Here is a 15,356-nt window from a genome sequence, read left to right on the forward strand (position 1 = left end):
CGGTCGGTCCAACCTCAGCGATCCGCGCACGCTCAGCCCGAGACGCTCGATACCGACCGAGGGTGCGCAGACCACTGAGCGAACGCAGCGACACCGGCCTCAGCCCGCGGGAGTCGCGACGTCTTCCTTCTCGGCGAGTGTGCGCGCCACCGCCTCGGCCACGCGGGCGTCCTCGGCCTCCTGCCGACGGCGACGGCGGGCGCGCAGCCAGCGCGGGCCGAGAATCACCGCGGCGACGATCAGCAGCAGAACGACGAGGATCGGCCACGGCACCGCCCAGCCCATCGCGGACGCGGTCACCGGGTCGAGGTCGGTCGTCGAGCCGGAGGCATCCGTGACCGTGGGGATCGCCGTGACGGAGGCCCAGACCAGACCCATCGCGGCCACCGCGGGCACGCGGACGTCGCGCTGCCACGACTCGCCGGGCAGAAGCACGGGCGCGGCCTCGCCGGGCGTCGCGTCGACCTCGCCCCAGCCGAAGGGGCCCGCGACGGCGTCGGTGTCGTCGGCGGAGAGCGAGACGTTGCCGGCGTTGTGGAGGCTGTAGTGCACCGTCGCATCACCGAACAGGAACGGCACGAGACCGCCGTCCCAGTCGACGCTGACGCCGTCGAGGGTCAGCGCGGGCGCGAGGTCGCCCCCGACGCGGATGCCGGTGCGGATGCCGAGGCGACGGTCGACGTTGACGTTCGCGGTCTGGTCGGCCACGGTGAGCGAGGTCACCACGCCGCCGGCGTAGTCACCGGGGGTCGCGTCGGCGGGGATGTCGATGGCGAACGGCACCTCGGCGGTCTGCCCCGCCGGCACGGAGACGTGGCCCTGCGGGACGGAGATCCACTTGCCGACGCCGACGGGCGGCTCACCCGCGAGGCGCAGATCGAGCGCGCCCGTGGAGGTCGTGTAGCCGTCGGCGGCGTAGACGTCGAGCTCCACCGTCTCGGTGCCACGGTTGGCGATGACGATGCCGTCGTCGAGGTGCGCACCCGGGTTCAACGTGTAGGAGAAGTTCGTGCGCTCGGCGCCGAGAGAGTTCGACGCGGTGCGCACCGTCCAGGTGACGTCGTCGGTGGCCGCCGACGCGGCGGCGGGAATGCCGATCAGCGCAGCGGCGGCGGCGAGGAGGGGCGCGAGAGTCAGCGCGACCAGGCGGGGGAAGTTGTTCATGGGGGTCCTTCGGGAAGGACCGGCGGGGAGGGTCGCTCCCCGCCGGTCCGGTTCGCTGGTCAGCCGGCCAGCGCGGTGAGGGTCAGGGTCGCGCGGTAGCTACCCTTGTCGATCGAGTTAGGGATCTTCAGGTCGAGGTCGGCACCGACGACGCCGGCACCACGGTCGTGGCCCATGGCGGCCGAGCTCAGCGAGCGCGAGGTCGACAGACCCTCGCCCCCGTCGTAGCCCGAGGCCACGGACTCGCCCGCGATCGCACCGGCACCCGGCGTGACGACCTTCGGCGTCCAGCCGAGGTAGGTGCCGTCGAACGTCTTCTGTCCGTCGACGAAGTCGCTCACCGAAGCCGAGACCGACCAGGCCGCCTTGCTGGCGCGGGTGTCGGTCACCGTGATCGGGTTGATCTGGCCGGTGGCCTCGAAGTACTGGAGGTTCTTCTCCTCCGCCGTGCCGAGGTCGACGAGACCGTTGTGGCCGTTGATCGTCCAGCCGAACTCACCCGGCGCCGTCGTGGGGACGTCGACCTGGATGTCCTGACCGTCACCGTGGTTCGGGTGGATGGTGACCTCGTCCTGGATCGAGCCGACAGGCTCGGCCGGCTTGGTGCCGTTCTCGGGACCGCACCACAGGACCTTGTTGAGCTCGACGGCCGCGTTGGGCGCCGCGCAGTCGCCGGAGCGGATGTTCTGCACGACGAGCTGGTCCTTCTTCACCTGGACCTTGACGTACGTGCGGACGTGCTCCTGGTTCTGCACCGAGTTGTACCAGTAGCTGCTCGGGTTCAGCGGGTCGGCGCCGTTCCCCGCACCGCTCGTGCCGCTGTTGTCGGGCGCGGTGATGTCGTAGTACTTCGAGCCGGATGCCGAGTTCGCCGTGACGTAGACGACACCGCCGGGTCCTTCGAACACCTCGTCCTGGCCGGGCTGCTCGTCGGCGTTGGCCTTCGCGCCGTTCTTGATCTCGTACGAGCGCGAGTAGCTGTGGTCGTGGCCCTGGAGCACCAGGTCGACGCCGAGCTTCGAGAACGTCGTCGGGAAGTCGACGCGACGCACCTTGTTGTCGCCGTCCTTCGCGTGGTCGGCCGGGGAGTAGATGGCGTGGTGGTAGACGAGCACCGTGTACTTGGCCTCGGCACCGTGCTTGTTCACGACGTCGGTGACGTACGCCACGTGCGCGTCGTCGCCGCCGCCGCCCTGCGAGGTGGCGTAGCTGTTGCTGTTCAGGTCGATGAACAGCGTGTCCTTGTAGATGAACCAGTAGTCGCCACCGGACTCGACGCCGATGCTCGAGGCGCCCTTGCGGTAGTACGCGGCAGAGCGGTCGGTGTTCGGCGTGTAGAAGTGCTGCTCGTACGCCGTGCCGCCCACGTCGTGGTTACCGATCGTCGCCACCCAGGGGTACTGGCGCAGCTCGTCGGGGGCGAGGAACGCACTCCACTGGTCCTCCCGGTTCGCGGAATCCACCTGGTCACCACCTGAGACGAGCAGCTCCGCGTTCGGGTTGGCGTTGACGGCCACCGTGGCGGTGTCCTGCCATCCAGCCTGGTCCTTGGGGATGTCACCCGACGAACCGATCTGCGGGTCACCGAAGAACAGGAAGTCGTAGTCGCCCTCGAACGACTGCGTCTTGAAGGCGTACGTCGACGACCAGTTGCCGTCCGAGCCCACGCGGTACGAGTACGCCGTGTTCTCGGCGAGACCCGTGATCGTGGTGTGGCGGTTGAAGCCGGTGGTGGAGGTGTTGGCGGTCCCGGATGCCGAGAACGTCGTGGCCGTGGCGGGGAACTCGCCGTTCACCAGCGTCGAGGTCGGGGCGACCTGAACCGTCTGAGCGGTGTCGGCCGAGGAGTACCAGCTGACGTTGCGCTGCGATTCGTCGGCTCCGACGCCGAGGATGATGCCGGAGAGGGTGGCCGTGGTGTCGGCCAGGGCTGCCGGAGCGGTCGCAGCGCCCGAAAGCACGAGCGACGCGCCGACGGCGGCCGTTGCGATCCACGAGACACGGCGACGCGTACGCGCCCCGTGCGACGTCGATGCTGTGAGGAGCATGGTTGTCCATTTCTCTAGGTGAGGGGCCCGCGGTCGGGCGGGCCGTTCCACGCTCTGCCCGCCGGGTGACCATCGCGTGAATGGTTGACCGAGCACATCTATCGATCAGGGCAACGTCACTCGATGCCGAGGACGCGCTGCACGAACCAGACGAGACCGGCGACCGTGACGATGACCGCCAGGAGGCCGCTCGCCCACATCCCGATGCGGGGAGCGCGACGGCGCAACAGCACCAGCAGCGGGAAGACGATCACGATGATGGCGATCTGCACCGCCTCGATGCCGACGTTGAACACGAGCAGCGACCACAGCAGCGTCCACGACCACGGTTCGTCGATGCCGAGAGCAGAGGCGAAGCCGAGCCCGTGCACGAGGCCGAAGAGGAACACGACGCCGACGCGCAACCAGCCGGCGCGGTCGAGACGCAGGAATCCGTGGGCGTGCGAGAGGTCCTGATCGACCTTGCCTCCGCGCCAGAGCCGCCAGAGGTACCAGGCGCCGACCACGGCGATCGAGAGCGCGATCGTCGGTTCGACGATCTCGGCGGGGGCGGCGACGACCCCCGTCGCCGCGAGGATGAACGTCACCGAGTGCGCGAGGGTGAACGTCGTCGCCGCGATCACGACCTCGCGCAGCCGACGCGAACCGACGATCAGGGCGAGCAGGAACAGGATGTGGTCGATACCGGTGAGCAGGTGCTCCGCGCCGAGCCGGAAGAACTCCCAGAAACGCTCGAGCGTCGACTGCGCCGTGGTGAACGACGGGTGCTCGGCATCCAGGACCGTGCTCCCCTCGTGGATGTCGAGCGAGTAGGTGAGGATCGTCTTCGTGTCGGTGACGAAGCCCTCGTCGTCCGGGAACAGGGTGGAGACGACCTCGTGCCCGTTCTCGGACGGCGGGCACGCGTAGTCGAAGGCGAGCACGGCGTAGGGGACGCCGTCCTGGCGCGTCATCGTGATGTTCTCGGCGAGCGCGGGTGTGCACTCCTCGCCGCCCGCGTCGACACGGAAGCGCTGCGCGACGTAGCTCGACACGTCGTCGCGGTACTGCTCCAGCGCGGCGGCCTGCTGGGCCGCGTCGTCCGCCTCGAACGCGGCCGTCCCCGCCTGGTAGAGCGGGTCGTCGTGCGCCGCATCGGCGGCCGACACCACCAGCAGGTCGTACTCGAGCTGGAGCTCTGCGCGCACGACGCCCGTCCCGCCGCTGGAGAGGTCGGCGTACGCCACCGACGACATGCCGTGCGCCGACGCGGGGGTCGCCGAGAAGAGAAGCGCGAGGATCCCCGCGCCGAAGAGGAGGACGCGCGCGGCGCGCCGAATCACTGCAGACATGAAGGCCTTTCCGCGACGACAGTGCCCCGCGGGTATGAACGGCTGTGCCCGGTGGGGAGAACGGAAACGGAACGTGTGCCTCGCGTTTTCCCCCGCGCCACCCGCGTCCCGCAGGGTGGAGCGGTGATGCGCAGATGGACGACGGTGGCGACGCTCGTGGCGGTGATGATGCTGACGGGGTGCTCGTCGGCATCCGGGTGGAGCGAGATGCGTGCGGCACCGGCTCCGCTCGGGACGCCGGCGGCGGGATTCGCCCCCACGGCGCCGCTCGCGCCCGAGGCGACCTACGCGCCCGAACCCGGATCCTGGGAGGGGGTGCGCCCGCCGGCCGGTTACCGGGTGGTGCTCCTGACGGTGGGCGACGATGCTCCGACGGCGGTCCTGGTCGACGCGGTCGAGGACTGGGCGGCCGAGACGCACGCCGATCTGCGCGTCGTGCACGCCGACGCCGACATGATCGACGGGGCGGTCGAGGCGATGCGGATGAACCCCGACCTCATCATCAGCGCGGGTGACGCGCTGGTCGACCCGCTCGCGACGGTGACGGCGAACCACCTCGACCGGCAGTTCCTCATCATCGGGGCCGAACTCGCCGAGCCGACCGAGAACGTCACCGCGGCCGACTGGACCGGTGCCGCCTACCGCGGCGAAGGCCTGGGCACGGCATCCGCCTACGACCCCTCATCGTTCACCCCCGAGCGCGCGGGCGCGGCCATCCGGGCGGGCGTGACCTCGGTGCTGACGGGTCAGCGCGGCATCGTCCTCTGGATCGATTGAGGCGCGAGTCGCCAGAACTCGTCGACTCCGGAGGCCGTGAGGCGACAGATCTCGGCGACGCGTGAAATGCGCGGCCAACATTATGGACCGGCGGATTGCTCCGTGTCATCCGCGAGCGCCAGGAAAATCCGCTCAGTAGCGTGAGAAGTCCCCGGCGCGCGGAGTCCTCCGGCACTCGCGCGTCGGGGCACCGGGACGACAGGCCACCGCGGCGCCCCGGGAGGAGGACCCGACATGCGCGAACGCGGAACGACACCCGCTCCCTTTCTCGGCGATGTCTTCGCGCGGCGATACCGACTCATCGAGCGACTCGGCGCCGACCGCGACGGAGACGTGTTCCGCGCGCGCGACGACATCCTCGCGCGGGACGTCGCCGTGAAGGCCTTCCACGTCGGCCCCGCGGGTGCCGCGGATCCGCGCCAGCTGCTCGCGCGGGCGCGGGTGCTCACCGCGCTCGACGACCCTGCCCTCGTGACGCTGTACGACGCGCACCTCGCAGGAGACGGCCAGGGGTACCTCGTGATGGAGTACATCAACGGCCCCACCCTGCGACAGCACCTCGACGACCGCGGTCCTCTGCCCGCGCGGTTCGCCGCCGCGATCCTGCGGGATGCCGCCCAGGGTCTCGCCTCCATCCACGAGCTCGGCATCATCCACCCGCACCTCACGTCGTCGAAAGTGCTGCTCCGCCCGCTGCGGAACGCGGGGCGACCCTTCCGGGCGATCCTCACCGATTTCGGTGTCACCGGCCTGCTCGGCGCCCACCCGGACCCCGCGATGAGCCCGAGCGCATCGACCTACCTCCCTCCGGAGAGGCTTCGCGGCGACGCGCCCGACGCCGCGTCCGACATCTACGCCCTCGGCCTGCTCGCGGTGGAGGCACTCACGGGGGAACGCCCCCTCAGCGGAGGCCCCGTGCAGGAGTTCCTCCTCGCCCCGCTGGCGTACGACCCCGAGATCCCCGGCCGCTTCGGATACGGGTGGGAGGTCCTCCTCACCGCCATGACCGACCCGGACCCTCGCGCCCGTCCCACCGCGGCCGAGGCCGCCGCGCTCGCGGCCGAGCTGCACGAGGATGACATCGCGGCGCCCTCGGTGGCGGGGGCGGCGGCGTCGGATGGGGTGGATGCGTCAGCGGAACCCTCCCACGACGCGGAGCCGGTCGCCGCCCTCAGGGCCGTGCACCAGTCGCAGGAGACCGCCGCACGGCGTCGTCGCCCCGCCGTCTGGGCGTGGGTCACGCACTACCGCTGACCGACCTCACGCCCCGGGGACCGGCGCCGCGCCTCACGCTCGGCGACGGCGCGAGCGGCGGACGAGGACGCCCACGCCGAGCGCCGCAACAGCCAGTGCGGAGGCGATCGCCAGGGCGGAGGCATCCACCCCGGTCGCGGGCAGGTGGCCTCCGGTGCCGGGATCGGCCACCGCGGGCGTGGCGGCCGGAGTCCGCGTCGTCGACGGCGAGGGCGTGGGGGATGCCGTGGGGGTGGAGAGCGAACTCTCCGGCACCTCGACCACGATGATCTGGCTGTCGGCCCACCCCGGGGAGGACTCCGCGGGTGCCGGGGAGGCGGTCGCCGCGAGAGCCCACACGACCATCAACACCAGTGACATCTCTCACCACCTCTCGGCGGACCACTGTGCCGGTCGGACGTGTCCGGCATGACGGCGGCGAGTGAACGAGAGGCGAAGAACGCCCGTCGCACGTCGGGCCCGCGGCCACGGCATTACCGGAGAAGCAAGATTGCGTGTTCTTTCGGTCATATTGGTCAGCAAACCCGGGCGAATGGTCCCTAGCGTCTTCGCATGGGGCTTCCTTTCGACTCGTCCGCCGTGCTCGCGACCGCCGCGCGACCGGTGTTCTTCGTGTCGGACAGCACGGGCATCACGGCCGAGACCCTCGGCAACGCCCTTCTCGCGAACTTCCCCGGCGCGCAGTTCGAGCGCCGGACCATCCCCTTCGTCGCGAGCGCGAACGCCGTCGACGCCCTCGAACGCGACCTGCGGCGCGCCGCCGCGAACGGCGAGGCACCGATCGTCTTCGCCACGATCAAGGATGCCGGCATCCGATCCCGTCTCGTCGGGACGGGCGCCGTGGTCATCGATCTCCTCGCCGGTCACCTGACCGAACTGGAGGCCGAGCTCGGTGCAACCGCCGAGACGCGTGCCGGCCAGTACCACGGTCTCGGCGACCTCGAACAGTACTTCCGTCGCATGCGGGCCGTCGAGTTCGCCATCGAGCACGACGACGGTCAGAGCGGACGCGACCTGGCGAACGCCGACGTGATCATCGTCGCGCCCTCGCGCTGCGGGAAGACCCCCACCACGATGTACCTCGCGCTGCACTACGGACTGCTCGTGGCGAACTACCCGCTGACCGACGATGACTTCCCCACCGACGGCCTGCCGCGCATCGTCGCGCCGCACGCCGACCGCTGCTTCGGCCTCACCACCACCGCGCTGCGCCTGAGCCAGGTGCGCCACGAACGTCGGCCGCACTCGACCTACGCGAGCCTCGCGCAGTGCACCCTCGAGATCCGCCGGGCCGAAGACCTGTACCGCCGCACCCACATCCCGTTCCTCAGCTCCGCGACCCGGAGCGTCGAGGAGATGTCCGCCGTGATCCTGCAGTCCATGAACCTGCGGGACCGACCCCACGAAAGGCCCACCCCATGACCACCATCCTGCGTTTCGACGAGATCGGCATGAGCGACCTCGCCCACGTCGGCGGCAAGAACGCCTCGCTCGGCGAGATGGTCTCGCACCTGGCATCCGCCGGCATCCGTGTCCCCCCGGGATTCGCGACGACCTCGGATGCCTTCCGCCGCTTCCTCGCCGAGGGCGGCCTCGACGCGCGCATCCGTGAGGCGGTCCAGGCCGTCGACGTGGAGGACGTGGCCGCGTTGAGCGGGCTCGGCGCGCGTGTCCGCGCGTGGATCGAGGAGCAGCCGTTCCCGGCCGACCTCGAGGCCGACATCCGCACCGCGTACGGAGCGCTCGTGGACGGCGAGGCCGACCCGGACGCGGTCACCTGGGCGGTGCGCTCCAGCGCCACCGCGGAAGACCTCCCGGATGCCTCGTTCGCGGGCCAGCAGGAGACGTTCCTGAACATCGGCGGGATCGAGAACATCCTGCAGGCGATCCGTCGCGTGTTCGCCTCGCTCTACAACGACCGGGCGATCGCGTACCGCGCCCACCACGGCTTCGACCATCACGAGGTCGCCCTGTCGGCCGGCGTGCAGCGGATGGTGCGCTCGGACATCGGCGCCTCGGGCGTCATGTTCACGCTCGACACCGAGTCGGGCTTCGACGACGCGGTGTTCCTCACGAGCTCGTACGGGCTCGGCGAAGCCGTCGTCCAGGGCGCCGTGAACCCCGACGAGTTCTACACCTACAAGCCTGCCCTCCGCGCCGGTCGTCCCGCGATCCTCAAGCGCTCGGTCGGCGAGAAGGCGATCGCGATGCGCTACGCCGACGGCCAGCACGTCGACGGCAGCACCGCCTTCGTCGAGGTGGATGCCGAGGCCCGCGGCCGCTTCTCGATCACCGACGCGGAGGTCGAGGAGCTCGGCCGCATCGCGCTGGTGATCGAGGCGCACTACGGCCGCCCGATGGACATCGAGTGGGGCAAGGACGGGGTCGATGGGCACCTCTACGTGCTCCAAGCGAGGCCCGAGACGGTCGTGTCCCGCCGATCGGCGAACGTCCTCCGCCGCTTCGTGCTCGCCGCGCGCAGCGCGGTGCTCGTCGAGGGCCGGGCGATCGGGCAGCGCATCGGCGCCGGACGCGTACGGGTGTTGAGCTCGATCGAGCAGATGGCCGACTTCGCTCCCGGCGACGTGCTCGTCGCCGACATGACCGACCCCGACTGGGAGCCGATCATGAAGCGCGCCTCGGCCATCGTCACCGACCGCGGCGGCCGCACGTGCCACGCCGCGATCATCGCCCGCGAGCTCGGCATCCCCGCCGTCGTCGGAACCGGTGTCGCCACCCGCTCGCTGGAGGACGGCCAGGAGGTGACGGTCTCGTGCGCCGAGGGCGACGACGGCGTCGTGTACGACGGCATCCTGGCCTTCGCCGAGGAGGTCACCGAGCTCGACCGGATGCCGGACGCCCCCGTCAAGATGATGATGAACGTCGGCACGCCCGACCAGGCGTTCGCGTTCTCGCGCCTGCCGCACGCGGGGGTGGGGCTCGCGCGCCTGGAGTTCATCATCAACCGGCAGATCGGCATCCACCCGCGAGCGCTGCTCGAACTCGACCGGCTCGAGGGCGACCTCGCCGACGACATCCGCGCCCGTATCGCCGCTTACCCCTCACCGGAGGAGTTCTTCATCCAGAGGGTCGCCGAGGGCGTGTCGATGATCGCCGCGGCCTTCGCACCGGAGCCCGTGATCGTGCGCCTGTCGGACTTCAAGTCGAACGAGTACGCCAACCTCCTCGGCGGTCCGCTCTACGAACCGCACGAGGAGAACCCGATGCTCGGCTACCGCGGCGCCGCCCGGTACGTCTCCCCGGAGTTCCGCGCGTGCTTCGACATGGAGTGCGAGGCACTGCGGCGCGTGCGCGACGACATGGGCCTGACGAACGTGCAGATCATGGTCCCCTTCGTGCGGACCGTGGCCGAGGCGGCCGCCGTCATCGAGCTTCTCGCCGCGAACGGCCTGCGACGGGGGCAGAACGGCCTGCGCGTCGTGATGATGTGCGAGCTGCCGGCCAACGCGATCCTCGCCGAGCGGTTCCTGGAGCACTTCGACGGCTTCTCGATCGGCTCGAACGACATGACGCAGCTGACCCTCGGCCTCGACCGCGACTCGGCGCTCATGGCCTCCGCCTTCGACGAACGTGATCCGGCGGTCTTGCACCTGCTCGGGATGGCAATCGACGCGTGCCAGCGTCACGGGAAGTACGTCGGCATCTGCGGGCAGGGACCCAGCGACCACCCCGACTTCGCGCAGTGGCTCGTGGCCCGTGGCATCCAGTCGCTGTCACTGAACCCGGACACCGTCGTGGAGACCTGGCTCGCGCTCGCGGCGAACGAGCGGCCGAAGGCCGAGATCCTGGCGCAGGCGCACCTGTCGCGGTTGTGAGGGAGGCTCCGGGCCGGGGCGGTTTGGGGGCCACGCCCCGACCCGGAGTTCTCAGGAGACGGGGGTCCGTTTGCGCTCGGCGCGAGTGCGCGGGACCTGGGTCTCGGTCGAGGGGGCGGCTTCGGCATCCGCGACGGGCGGACGTCGCGGCCACCAGAACTTATCCCCGGCGATGAAGGCCATCGCGGGGACGATGACGGTGCGCACGAGAAGAGTATCGATAAGCACACCGATGCACACGATGACGCCGATCTGCGTGAGCGTGATGAGGGGCAGCACCCCGAGCACGGCGAACACCGCCGCCAACAGGATGCCGGCACTGGTGATGACCGCACCGGTGGCGGCGAGCGCGCGGACCATGCCGTTCGTGGTGCCGAGGGTGCGCGTCTCCTCCTGCGCGCGGGTGACGAGGAAGATGCTGTAGTCCACGCCCAGGGCGACGAGGAACAGGAAGCTGAACAGCAGCACGTTCGTGTCGATCGCGGGGAAGCCGAACAGCGGCGTCTGGAACAGCCACCACGCCGCACCGACCGCCGAGAAGAAGCTCGCCACGACGGCGATCAGCAGCAGCACGGGCGCGAGGAGCGCGCGCAGCAGGATCACCAGCACGATGAACACCAGCACGAGGATGAGCGGGATGATCAGCGCCTGGTCGCGCTCCTGGGCACCCGCGACGTCGAGGGCCTGCGCGTCGAGACCGCCGACGAGCGTCTGACCCGAACCGATCGAGTCGACGTCGGCGCGCAGACGCTCGATCGTCGCGAAGGCCTCCGGTGTCTCGGCCGAGGCATTGAGGGTGACGTCGATGCGGGTCCAGTCGGTGGTCTCCTCGACGATGCGCGCGGAGTCCACGCCCTCGACCTTCCCCACCACGTCCGCGACCGCTGCGGCGTCGGCCACCGGGGCCATCACGGTAGCCGGTGACGTCGCCCCCGCGGAGAACGCCGCGGCGAGCACCTCCTGCCCCTTCACGGCGTCGGGCTTCTGCAGGAACCGGTCGTTCTGCGACAGCCCCGTCTGGACGAAGAACATCCCGCTCGCGAGCGCACCGAGCACGACGGCGCCCGTGAGAGCCACCGCGACCGGACGCTTCGAGACGGCGCGGCCGAGCTTGCCCCACGGGCTGCGCGAGATCGCGTCGGGCGAACCGAACCGCGGCACATAGGGCCAGAACAACCAGCGACCGAAGAGCACGAGCGCGGCGGGCAGCACGAGCAGGGCGAAGGCCATCGCGACGACGACCCCCACGGCGCACGCCAGCCCGAGCGCGCGGTTGCCGGACAGCTCGCCCAGCAGGAGGGTCGCGAGGGCCAGGGCCACGGTGGAACCGCTGGCGATGATCGCCGGTCCCGCCCCGCGGACCGCGCGGCGCATGGCCTCGCGTCGGTCCTCGGCGAGACGCAGCTCGTCGCGGTAGCGGGCGATCAGCAGCAGGGCGTAGTTCGTTCCCGCACCGAACACGAGCACGGACAGGATGCCGGTGACCGAGGCATCCAATTCCACTCCGGCGAGCGCGGCGACGCGGCGGGCCACGATGCCGGCCGAGGCGTCGGCCGTTCCGATCACGATGAGCGGAACCAGCCACAGCCACGGGCTGCGGTAGGTGATGAGCAGCAGGATCGCGACGACGATCACGGTGGTCAGCAGCAGCGTGAAGTCCGCGCCGTCGAACACCGCGGCGATGTCGACCTCGAAACCCTCGGGGCCGGTGAGGTAGGTGCGCACCCCGTCGAGGCCGTCGCCGGCGAGGGTGCGGATCTCGGCGGCGCGGTCGGCCTGGGCGGCGACGTCGGTCTCGGGCGTGAGCGGCACGACGAGCAGCGCGACGGTTCCGTCCTCCGACACCTGCGCCGGCGGGATGAAGCCGTCGGGCGTGAGGTCGACGAGGTCGCCGAACGCCTTCTGCTGGATCGCGGCGACGGTGTCGGCGGGGAGCGCCGCGCCGTCGTCGGACTCGAAGACGAGCAGGGCCGAGGTCGTGTCGGCATCCGGGAAGGTGTCGAGGATCTTCTGCACCTGCACGGACTCGGCGGAGTCGGGGAGACCCGAGCCCGGAGCCGTCTCCGAATCGGCGCCCGAGCCGAGGACGAAGAGCGCCGCAACCCCCGCGAAGGCGACGACGAGCACGATCCACGACGTGCGGGCCGAGGTGAGGAAGCGGAGGAAGCTGTTCATCGTCATCTTTCGCTAGGTTTTGAAGTATCTAGAAAATCGAGATACGAGAAAGGTAGCGTAATCCGGACGTAGGATGCCAGTCATGGAAGCGACGGAATCTTCCACTCCCCCTGTCGCGGCGGGCGTTCCCCCGGTGAGACCCGCGACGGCGCTCGTGCGCGCGCTGTTCGCGGCCGGCGCAGAGTTCGAGAAGTCTCTGCAGCGCGAATTGTCGGTGAATCCGACGGGCCTCGACGCGATGGGGCACCTCGTGATGTCGGGCCCGCTATCGCCCGGAGAGCTCTCGCGCCGCCTCGATCTGACGACCGCCGCGACGACCGCCGCGATCGACCGGCTCGTCGCGCTGGGCCACGTCACCCGCGCACCGCACCCCACCGACCGCCGCAGCCTGCTCGTGGTGCCGACCGAGGCGTCGGTGCAGCGCGCGATGAGCCGACTCGCGCCGATGATCGCCGGGGTGGACGCCGTGCTCGACGACTTCAACGACGACGAGCAGGCCGTCATCACGCGGTACCTCGAGCGGGTGGTGACCTCGTACGGGGAGCCGGCCGACGACGGCACCGCGCGGCCCCGGTAGGCCGGGCCGAACGGGGGCGGATCGGCCTCGCCGCGGCCGAGATCGTCCTTCCGACGTACTCGGATACACCCGGGGACGGACGACCGGGATGCCGAGCCTCGGTGGGATGGAGTCATGCCCACTTCCACCCCTGCCGTCCTCGCCGCGTCCGGCCTGATCAAGCGCTACGGCGACGTCCGGGCGCTCGACGACGTTTCACTGACCATCCACGCCGGAGAATCGGTCGCCGTCATGGGCGCCTCCGGTTCCGGCAAGACGACGCTGCTGCACTGCCTCGCCGCGATCCTCGCGCCCGACGCGGGCTCCGTGGTCCTGAGCGCGCCGGGCGCCGAACCGCGCGAGCTCGTGGGCCTCGACGAGAGCGAGCGGGCGAGGGTCCGCCGCACCGCCCTGGGGTTCGTCTTCCAGGAGCACCTGCTGCTGCCCGAGCTCACCGCGGTCGAGAACGCCGCCCTTCCGCTGCTGCTCCAGGGCCAGCGGAGACAGGATGCCGAGCGGCACGCGGCCGCGTGGCTCGCGACGCTCGGACTCGCCGGGCTCGAGCAGCGCCGCATAGGTCAGCTCTCCGGCGGGCAGGCGCAGCGCGTCGCCATCGCCCGCGCGCAGGTCACCGACGCACCGGTGGTGTTCGCCGACGAGCCGACCGGGGCACTCGATTCCGCGACATCGTCCGAGGTGCTGCGGGCCCTCCTCGGCGCGACGACGGGTCAGGGGCGCACGCTCGTGATGGTCACGCACGACGCCGAGGTCGCCCGGCGCTGCTCCCGCATCGTGCGGCTGCGCGACGGACGGATCGTGGATGACTCCGCGGCCGCGCCGGGCACCGCCGCCGCTGCCGCGCCCCACGCCGCCGACGAGGCCCTGCGATGAGCGCCGTCCTCCCCCTCACCCGCATGCTGTCGCGGCCGAGCCGACAGGGCCGAGCGGCGATCGTGCTGCCGATCGTCGCGTTCGCCGTGACGACGGCTCTGCTCCTCGTCGTCGCCGGCGGTGCGCGGATGTTCCTCGTCGACGCCCGCGCGACGGAGAACGGCATGTACGGAACGCTCGCCGTGCTGGCCCTCCTTCTCCTCGCCGTGCCGCTCGCCACACTCGGCGCCGCCGCCGCGCGATTGTCGAGTCGGCGCCGTAACGACCGCCTCGCGACGCTCCGCCTCCTCGGCGCCAGCACGCGCGAGATCTGGGCGCTCACGGTGATCGAGGCGACCGCGACCGCCGCCGCGGGAGCCCTCGCGGGCATCGTGCTCTACGCCGCCGCGCTCCCGGCCGTCGGCATGCTGCCGTTCTTCGGCGGCCCCGTCGGCGTCGGAGCCGTCGCCGCCGACCCGCTCCTGACCGCGGCGGTGGTCGCCGGTGTCGTGGTCGTCGCGGCCGTCAGCGCCGCCGCGGGGCTCCGCCGGGTCACGATCACTCCGCTCGGAGTCCGCACGCGCAGCGCGACGCCGCCGAAGCGCCGGTGGCTCCTCGTGACGGGCGGCATCCTGATCGCGGTCGTCGCGATCGCCGTGGCGAACGTCGGCCTGGTGGGCGACGTGTTCGGCCCCGCCATGGTGACCACCGCGCTACTCGTCCTGTTGGCGGGCGGTCTGGCACTGCTCAACGTCGTGGGTGCGCCGATCATGGCCGCACGAGGGCGCGCGATGGCACGGAGTGCACGGACGGCCGCGCGTCTCATCGCCGGCCGCGAGCTCGCCGCGCACGCCGGACCCGCGTGGCGGCGGGTGTCGGGCATGGCGCTGGTGTCGTTCATCGCCGTGGTGGCCGGGTGCGGCCTGGCGATCGCCGGCGTGTCCGGCGACGGCCCCACGCTGCTCCTCGACATCCGCACCGGCGTGCTCGTCACCCTCGCGATCGCGTTCGTGCTCCTCGCCTGCGCGGTGGGAGTCACGCAGGCCTCCGCAGCCCTCGAGGACCGCGAGCTTATCGTGGGGCTCGACCGGCTCGGTATCCCGGATGCCGAACTGCGACGCGCCCGTCGACTGACGGTCATGGTCCCGCTGCGATGGGCCGCGGTGGGCGGGGCGGCCGTCGGCGCCGTGCTGTCGTTCCCCATCGTGGGCCTGAGCCTGGTCGTCGCGCCCCTGTCGGTCGCGACCGTCGCCGCGACCTTCGTCGCCGGATTCGTCCTGGTCGCCGGGGCCCTGGCGTCGACGCGGCCGATCGTGACCGGCATCCGTCGCGGCACGCTCTGACA

Annotated in this window: 12 protein-coding genes; 7 read left to right on the plus strand and 5 right to left on the minus strand. The window is 71.1% G+C overall.

The genetic code is table 11. The features are described 5' to 3' along the window. Window positions 1-99 precede the first annotated feature (99 nt). From AC3WLZ_RS16585 to AC3WLZ_RS16595, 3 genes are all read right to left on the minus strand, one after another. A complete protein-coding gene (locus tag AC3WLZ_RS16585) occupies window positions 100-1,164 on the minus strand; it encodes a WxL protein peptidoglycan domain-containing protein (RefSeq protein ID WP_492470823.1) in 1,065 nt (354 codons plus the stop codon). Between the two features lie 59 nt (window positions 1,165-1,223). Continuing rightward, window positions 1,224-3,212 (minus strand): purple acid phosphatase family protein, encoded by a 1,989-nt coding sequence (locus AC3WLZ_RS16590; RefSeq protein ID WP_492470824.1) that lies wholly within the window; start codon window positions 3,210-3,212, stop codon window positions 1,224-1,226. Window positions 3,213-3,328: 116 nt separating this feature from the next. Beyond that, window positions 3,329-4,543: a HupE/UreJ family protein gene (locus AC3WLZ_RS16595; RefSeq protein ID WP_492470825.1), complete on the minus strand. Its 1,215-nt coding sequence runs from the start codon at window positions 4,541-4,543 to the stop codon at window positions 3,329-3,331. A gap of 126 nt (window positions 4,544-4,669) precedes the next feature. On the opposite strand from AC3WLZ_RS16595, the gene AC3WLZ_RS16600 reads away from it, so the two are divergent. Together AC3WLZ_RS16600 and AC3WLZ_RS16605 are read left to right on the plus strand one after the other, a co-directional pair. Then, window positions 4,670-5,320, plus strand: a complete 651-nt coding sequence (locus AC3WLZ_RS16600; protein WP_412926186.1) for a type 1 periplasmic-binding domain-containing protein — start codon at window positions 4,670-4,672, stop codon at window positions 5,318-5,320. A 234-nt stretch (window positions 5,321-5,554) separates the two neighbouring features. After that, the gene (locus AC3WLZ_RS16605) at window positions 5,555-6,574 is read left to right on the plus strand and encodes a serine/threonine-protein kinase (RefSeq protein ID WP_492470826.1); all 1,020 of its coding nucleotides are present in this window, start codon (window positions 5,555-5,557) and stop codon (window positions 6,572-6,574) included. A gap of 33 nt (window positions 6,575-6,607) precedes the next feature. Here the strand turns inward: AC3WLZ_RS16605 and AC3WLZ_RS16610 are convergent, their stop codons facing one another. Then, entirely contained in the window at window positions 6,608-6,934 is a 327-nt protein-coding gene (locus AC3WLZ_RS16610) for an LPXTG cell wall anchor domain-containing protein (protein WP_492470827.1), read from the minus strand. A gap of 192 nt (window positions 6,935-7,126) precedes the next feature. On the opposite strand from AC3WLZ_RS16610, the gene AC3WLZ_RS16615 reads away from it, so the two are divergent. Then, complete coding sequence (locus tag AC3WLZ_RS16615; protein ID WP_492470828.1) at window positions 7,127-7,996, plus strand: pyruvate, water dikinase regulatory protein; 870 nt, start codon at window positions 7,127-7,129, stop codon at window positions 7,994-7,996. Beyond that, window positions 7,993-10,410 carry a phosphoenolpyruvate synthase gene (ppsA, locus tag AC3WLZ_RS16620; RefSeq protein WP_492470829.1) on the plus strand — a complete coding sequence of 806 codons (2,418 nt, stop codon included), beginning with the start codon at window positions 7,993-7,995 and terminating at the stop codon, window positions 10,408-10,410. The genes AC3WLZ_RS16615 and ppsA overlap by 4 nt, the downstream gene beginning before the upstream one ends. 51 nt (window positions 10,411-10,461) lie before the next feature. Here the strand turns inward: ppsA and AC3WLZ_RS16625 are convergent, their stop codons facing one another. Next, window positions 10,462-12,585, minus strand: a complete 2,124-nt coding sequence (locus AC3WLZ_RS16625; RefSeq protein ID WP_492470830.1) for an MMPL family transporter — start codon at window positions 12,583-12,585, stop codon at window positions 10,462-10,464. An 82-nt stretch (window positions 12,586-12,667) separates the two neighbouring features. Here AC3WLZ_RS16625 and AC3WLZ_RS16630 point away from each other — a divergent pair, with 82 nt between their 5' ends. The 3 genes from AC3WLZ_RS16630 to AC3WLZ_RS16640 all read left to right on the plus strand — a co-directional run bounded on the left by AC3WLZ_RS16630 (window position 12,668) and on the right by AC3WLZ_RS16640 (window position 15,354). Next, window positions 12,668-13,162: a MarR family winged helix-turn-helix transcriptional regulator gene (locus AC3WLZ_RS16630; RefSeq protein WP_412926029.1), complete on the plus strand. Its 495-nt coding sequence runs from the start codon at window positions 12,668-12,670 to the stop codon at window positions 13,160-13,162. Between the two features lie 114 nt (window positions 13,163-13,276). After that, window positions 13,277-14,032 (plus strand): ABC transporter ATP-binding protein, encoded by a 756-nt coding sequence (locus AC3WLZ_RS16635; RefSeq protein WP_492470831.1) that lies wholly within the window; start codon window positions 13,277-13,279, stop codon window positions 14,030-14,032. Beyond that, the gene (locus AC3WLZ_RS16640; RefSeq protein ID WP_492470832.1) at window positions 14,029-15,354 is read left to right on the plus strand and encodes an FtsX-like permease family protein; all 1,326 of its coding nucleotides are present in this window, start codon (window positions 14,029-14,031) and stop codon (window positions 15,352-15,354) included. Before AC3WLZ_RS16635 ends, AC3WLZ_RS16640 begins: the two co-directional genes overlap by 4 nt. Window positions 15,355-15,356 lie beyond the last annotated feature (2 nt).

The organism is Microbacterium sp. FW305-3-2-15-F-LB2 (assembly GCF_058787255.1).

Excerpts from the sequence above, each read along its gene's own strand:
- AC3WLZ_RS16585 (WP_492470823.1), bottom strand. The coding sequence starts at position 1,164 with ATGAACAACTTCCCCCGCCTGGTCGCGCTGACTCTCGCGCCCCTCCTC.
- AC3WLZ_RS16590 (WP_492470824.1), bottom strand. The coding sequence starts at position 3,212 with ATGCTCCTCACAGCATCGACGTCGCACGGGGCGCGTACGCGTCGCCGT.
- AC3WLZ_RS16595 (WP_492470825.1), bottom strand. The coding sequence starts at position 4,543 with ATGTCTGCAGTGATTCGGCGCGCCGCGCGCGTCCTCCTCTTCGGCGCG.
- AC3WLZ_RS16600 (WP_412926186.1), top strand. The coding sequence starts at position 4,670 with ATGCGCAGATGGACGACGGTGGCGACGCTCGTGGCGGTGATGATGCTG.
- AC3WLZ_RS16605 (WP_492470826.1), top strand. The coding sequence starts at position 5,555 with ATGCGCGAACGCGGAACGACACCCGCTCCCTTTCTCGGCGATGTCTTC.
- AC3WLZ_RS16610 (WP_492470827.1), bottom strand. The coding sequence starts at position 6,934 with ATGTCACTGGTGTTGATGGTCGTGTGGGCTCTCGCGGCGACCGCCTCC.
- AC3WLZ_RS16615 (WP_492470828.1), top strand. The coding sequence starts at position 7,127 with ATGGGGCTTCCTTTCGACTCGTCCGCCGTGCTCGCGACCGCCGCGCGA.
- ppsA (WP_492470829.1), top strand. The coding sequence starts at position 7,993 with ATGACCACCATCCTGCGTTTCGACGAGATCGGCATGAGCGACCTCGCC.
- AC3WLZ_RS16625 (WP_492470830.1), bottom strand. The coding sequence starts at position 12,585 with ATGAACAGCTTCCTCCGCTTCCTCACCTCGGCCCGCACGTCGTGGATC.
- AC3WLZ_RS16630 (WP_412926029.1), top strand. The coding sequence starts at position 12,668 with ATGGAAGCGACGGAATCTTCCACTCCCCCTGTCGCGGCGGGCGTTCCC.
- AC3WLZ_RS16635 (WP_492470831.1), top strand. The coding sequence starts at position 13,277 with ATGCCCACTTCCACCCCTGCCGTCCTCGCCGCGTCCGGCCTGATCAAG.
- AC3WLZ_RS16640 (WP_492470832.1), top strand. The coding sequence starts at position 14,029 with ATGAGCGCCGTCCTCCCCCTCACCCGCATGCTGTCGCGGCCGAGCCGA.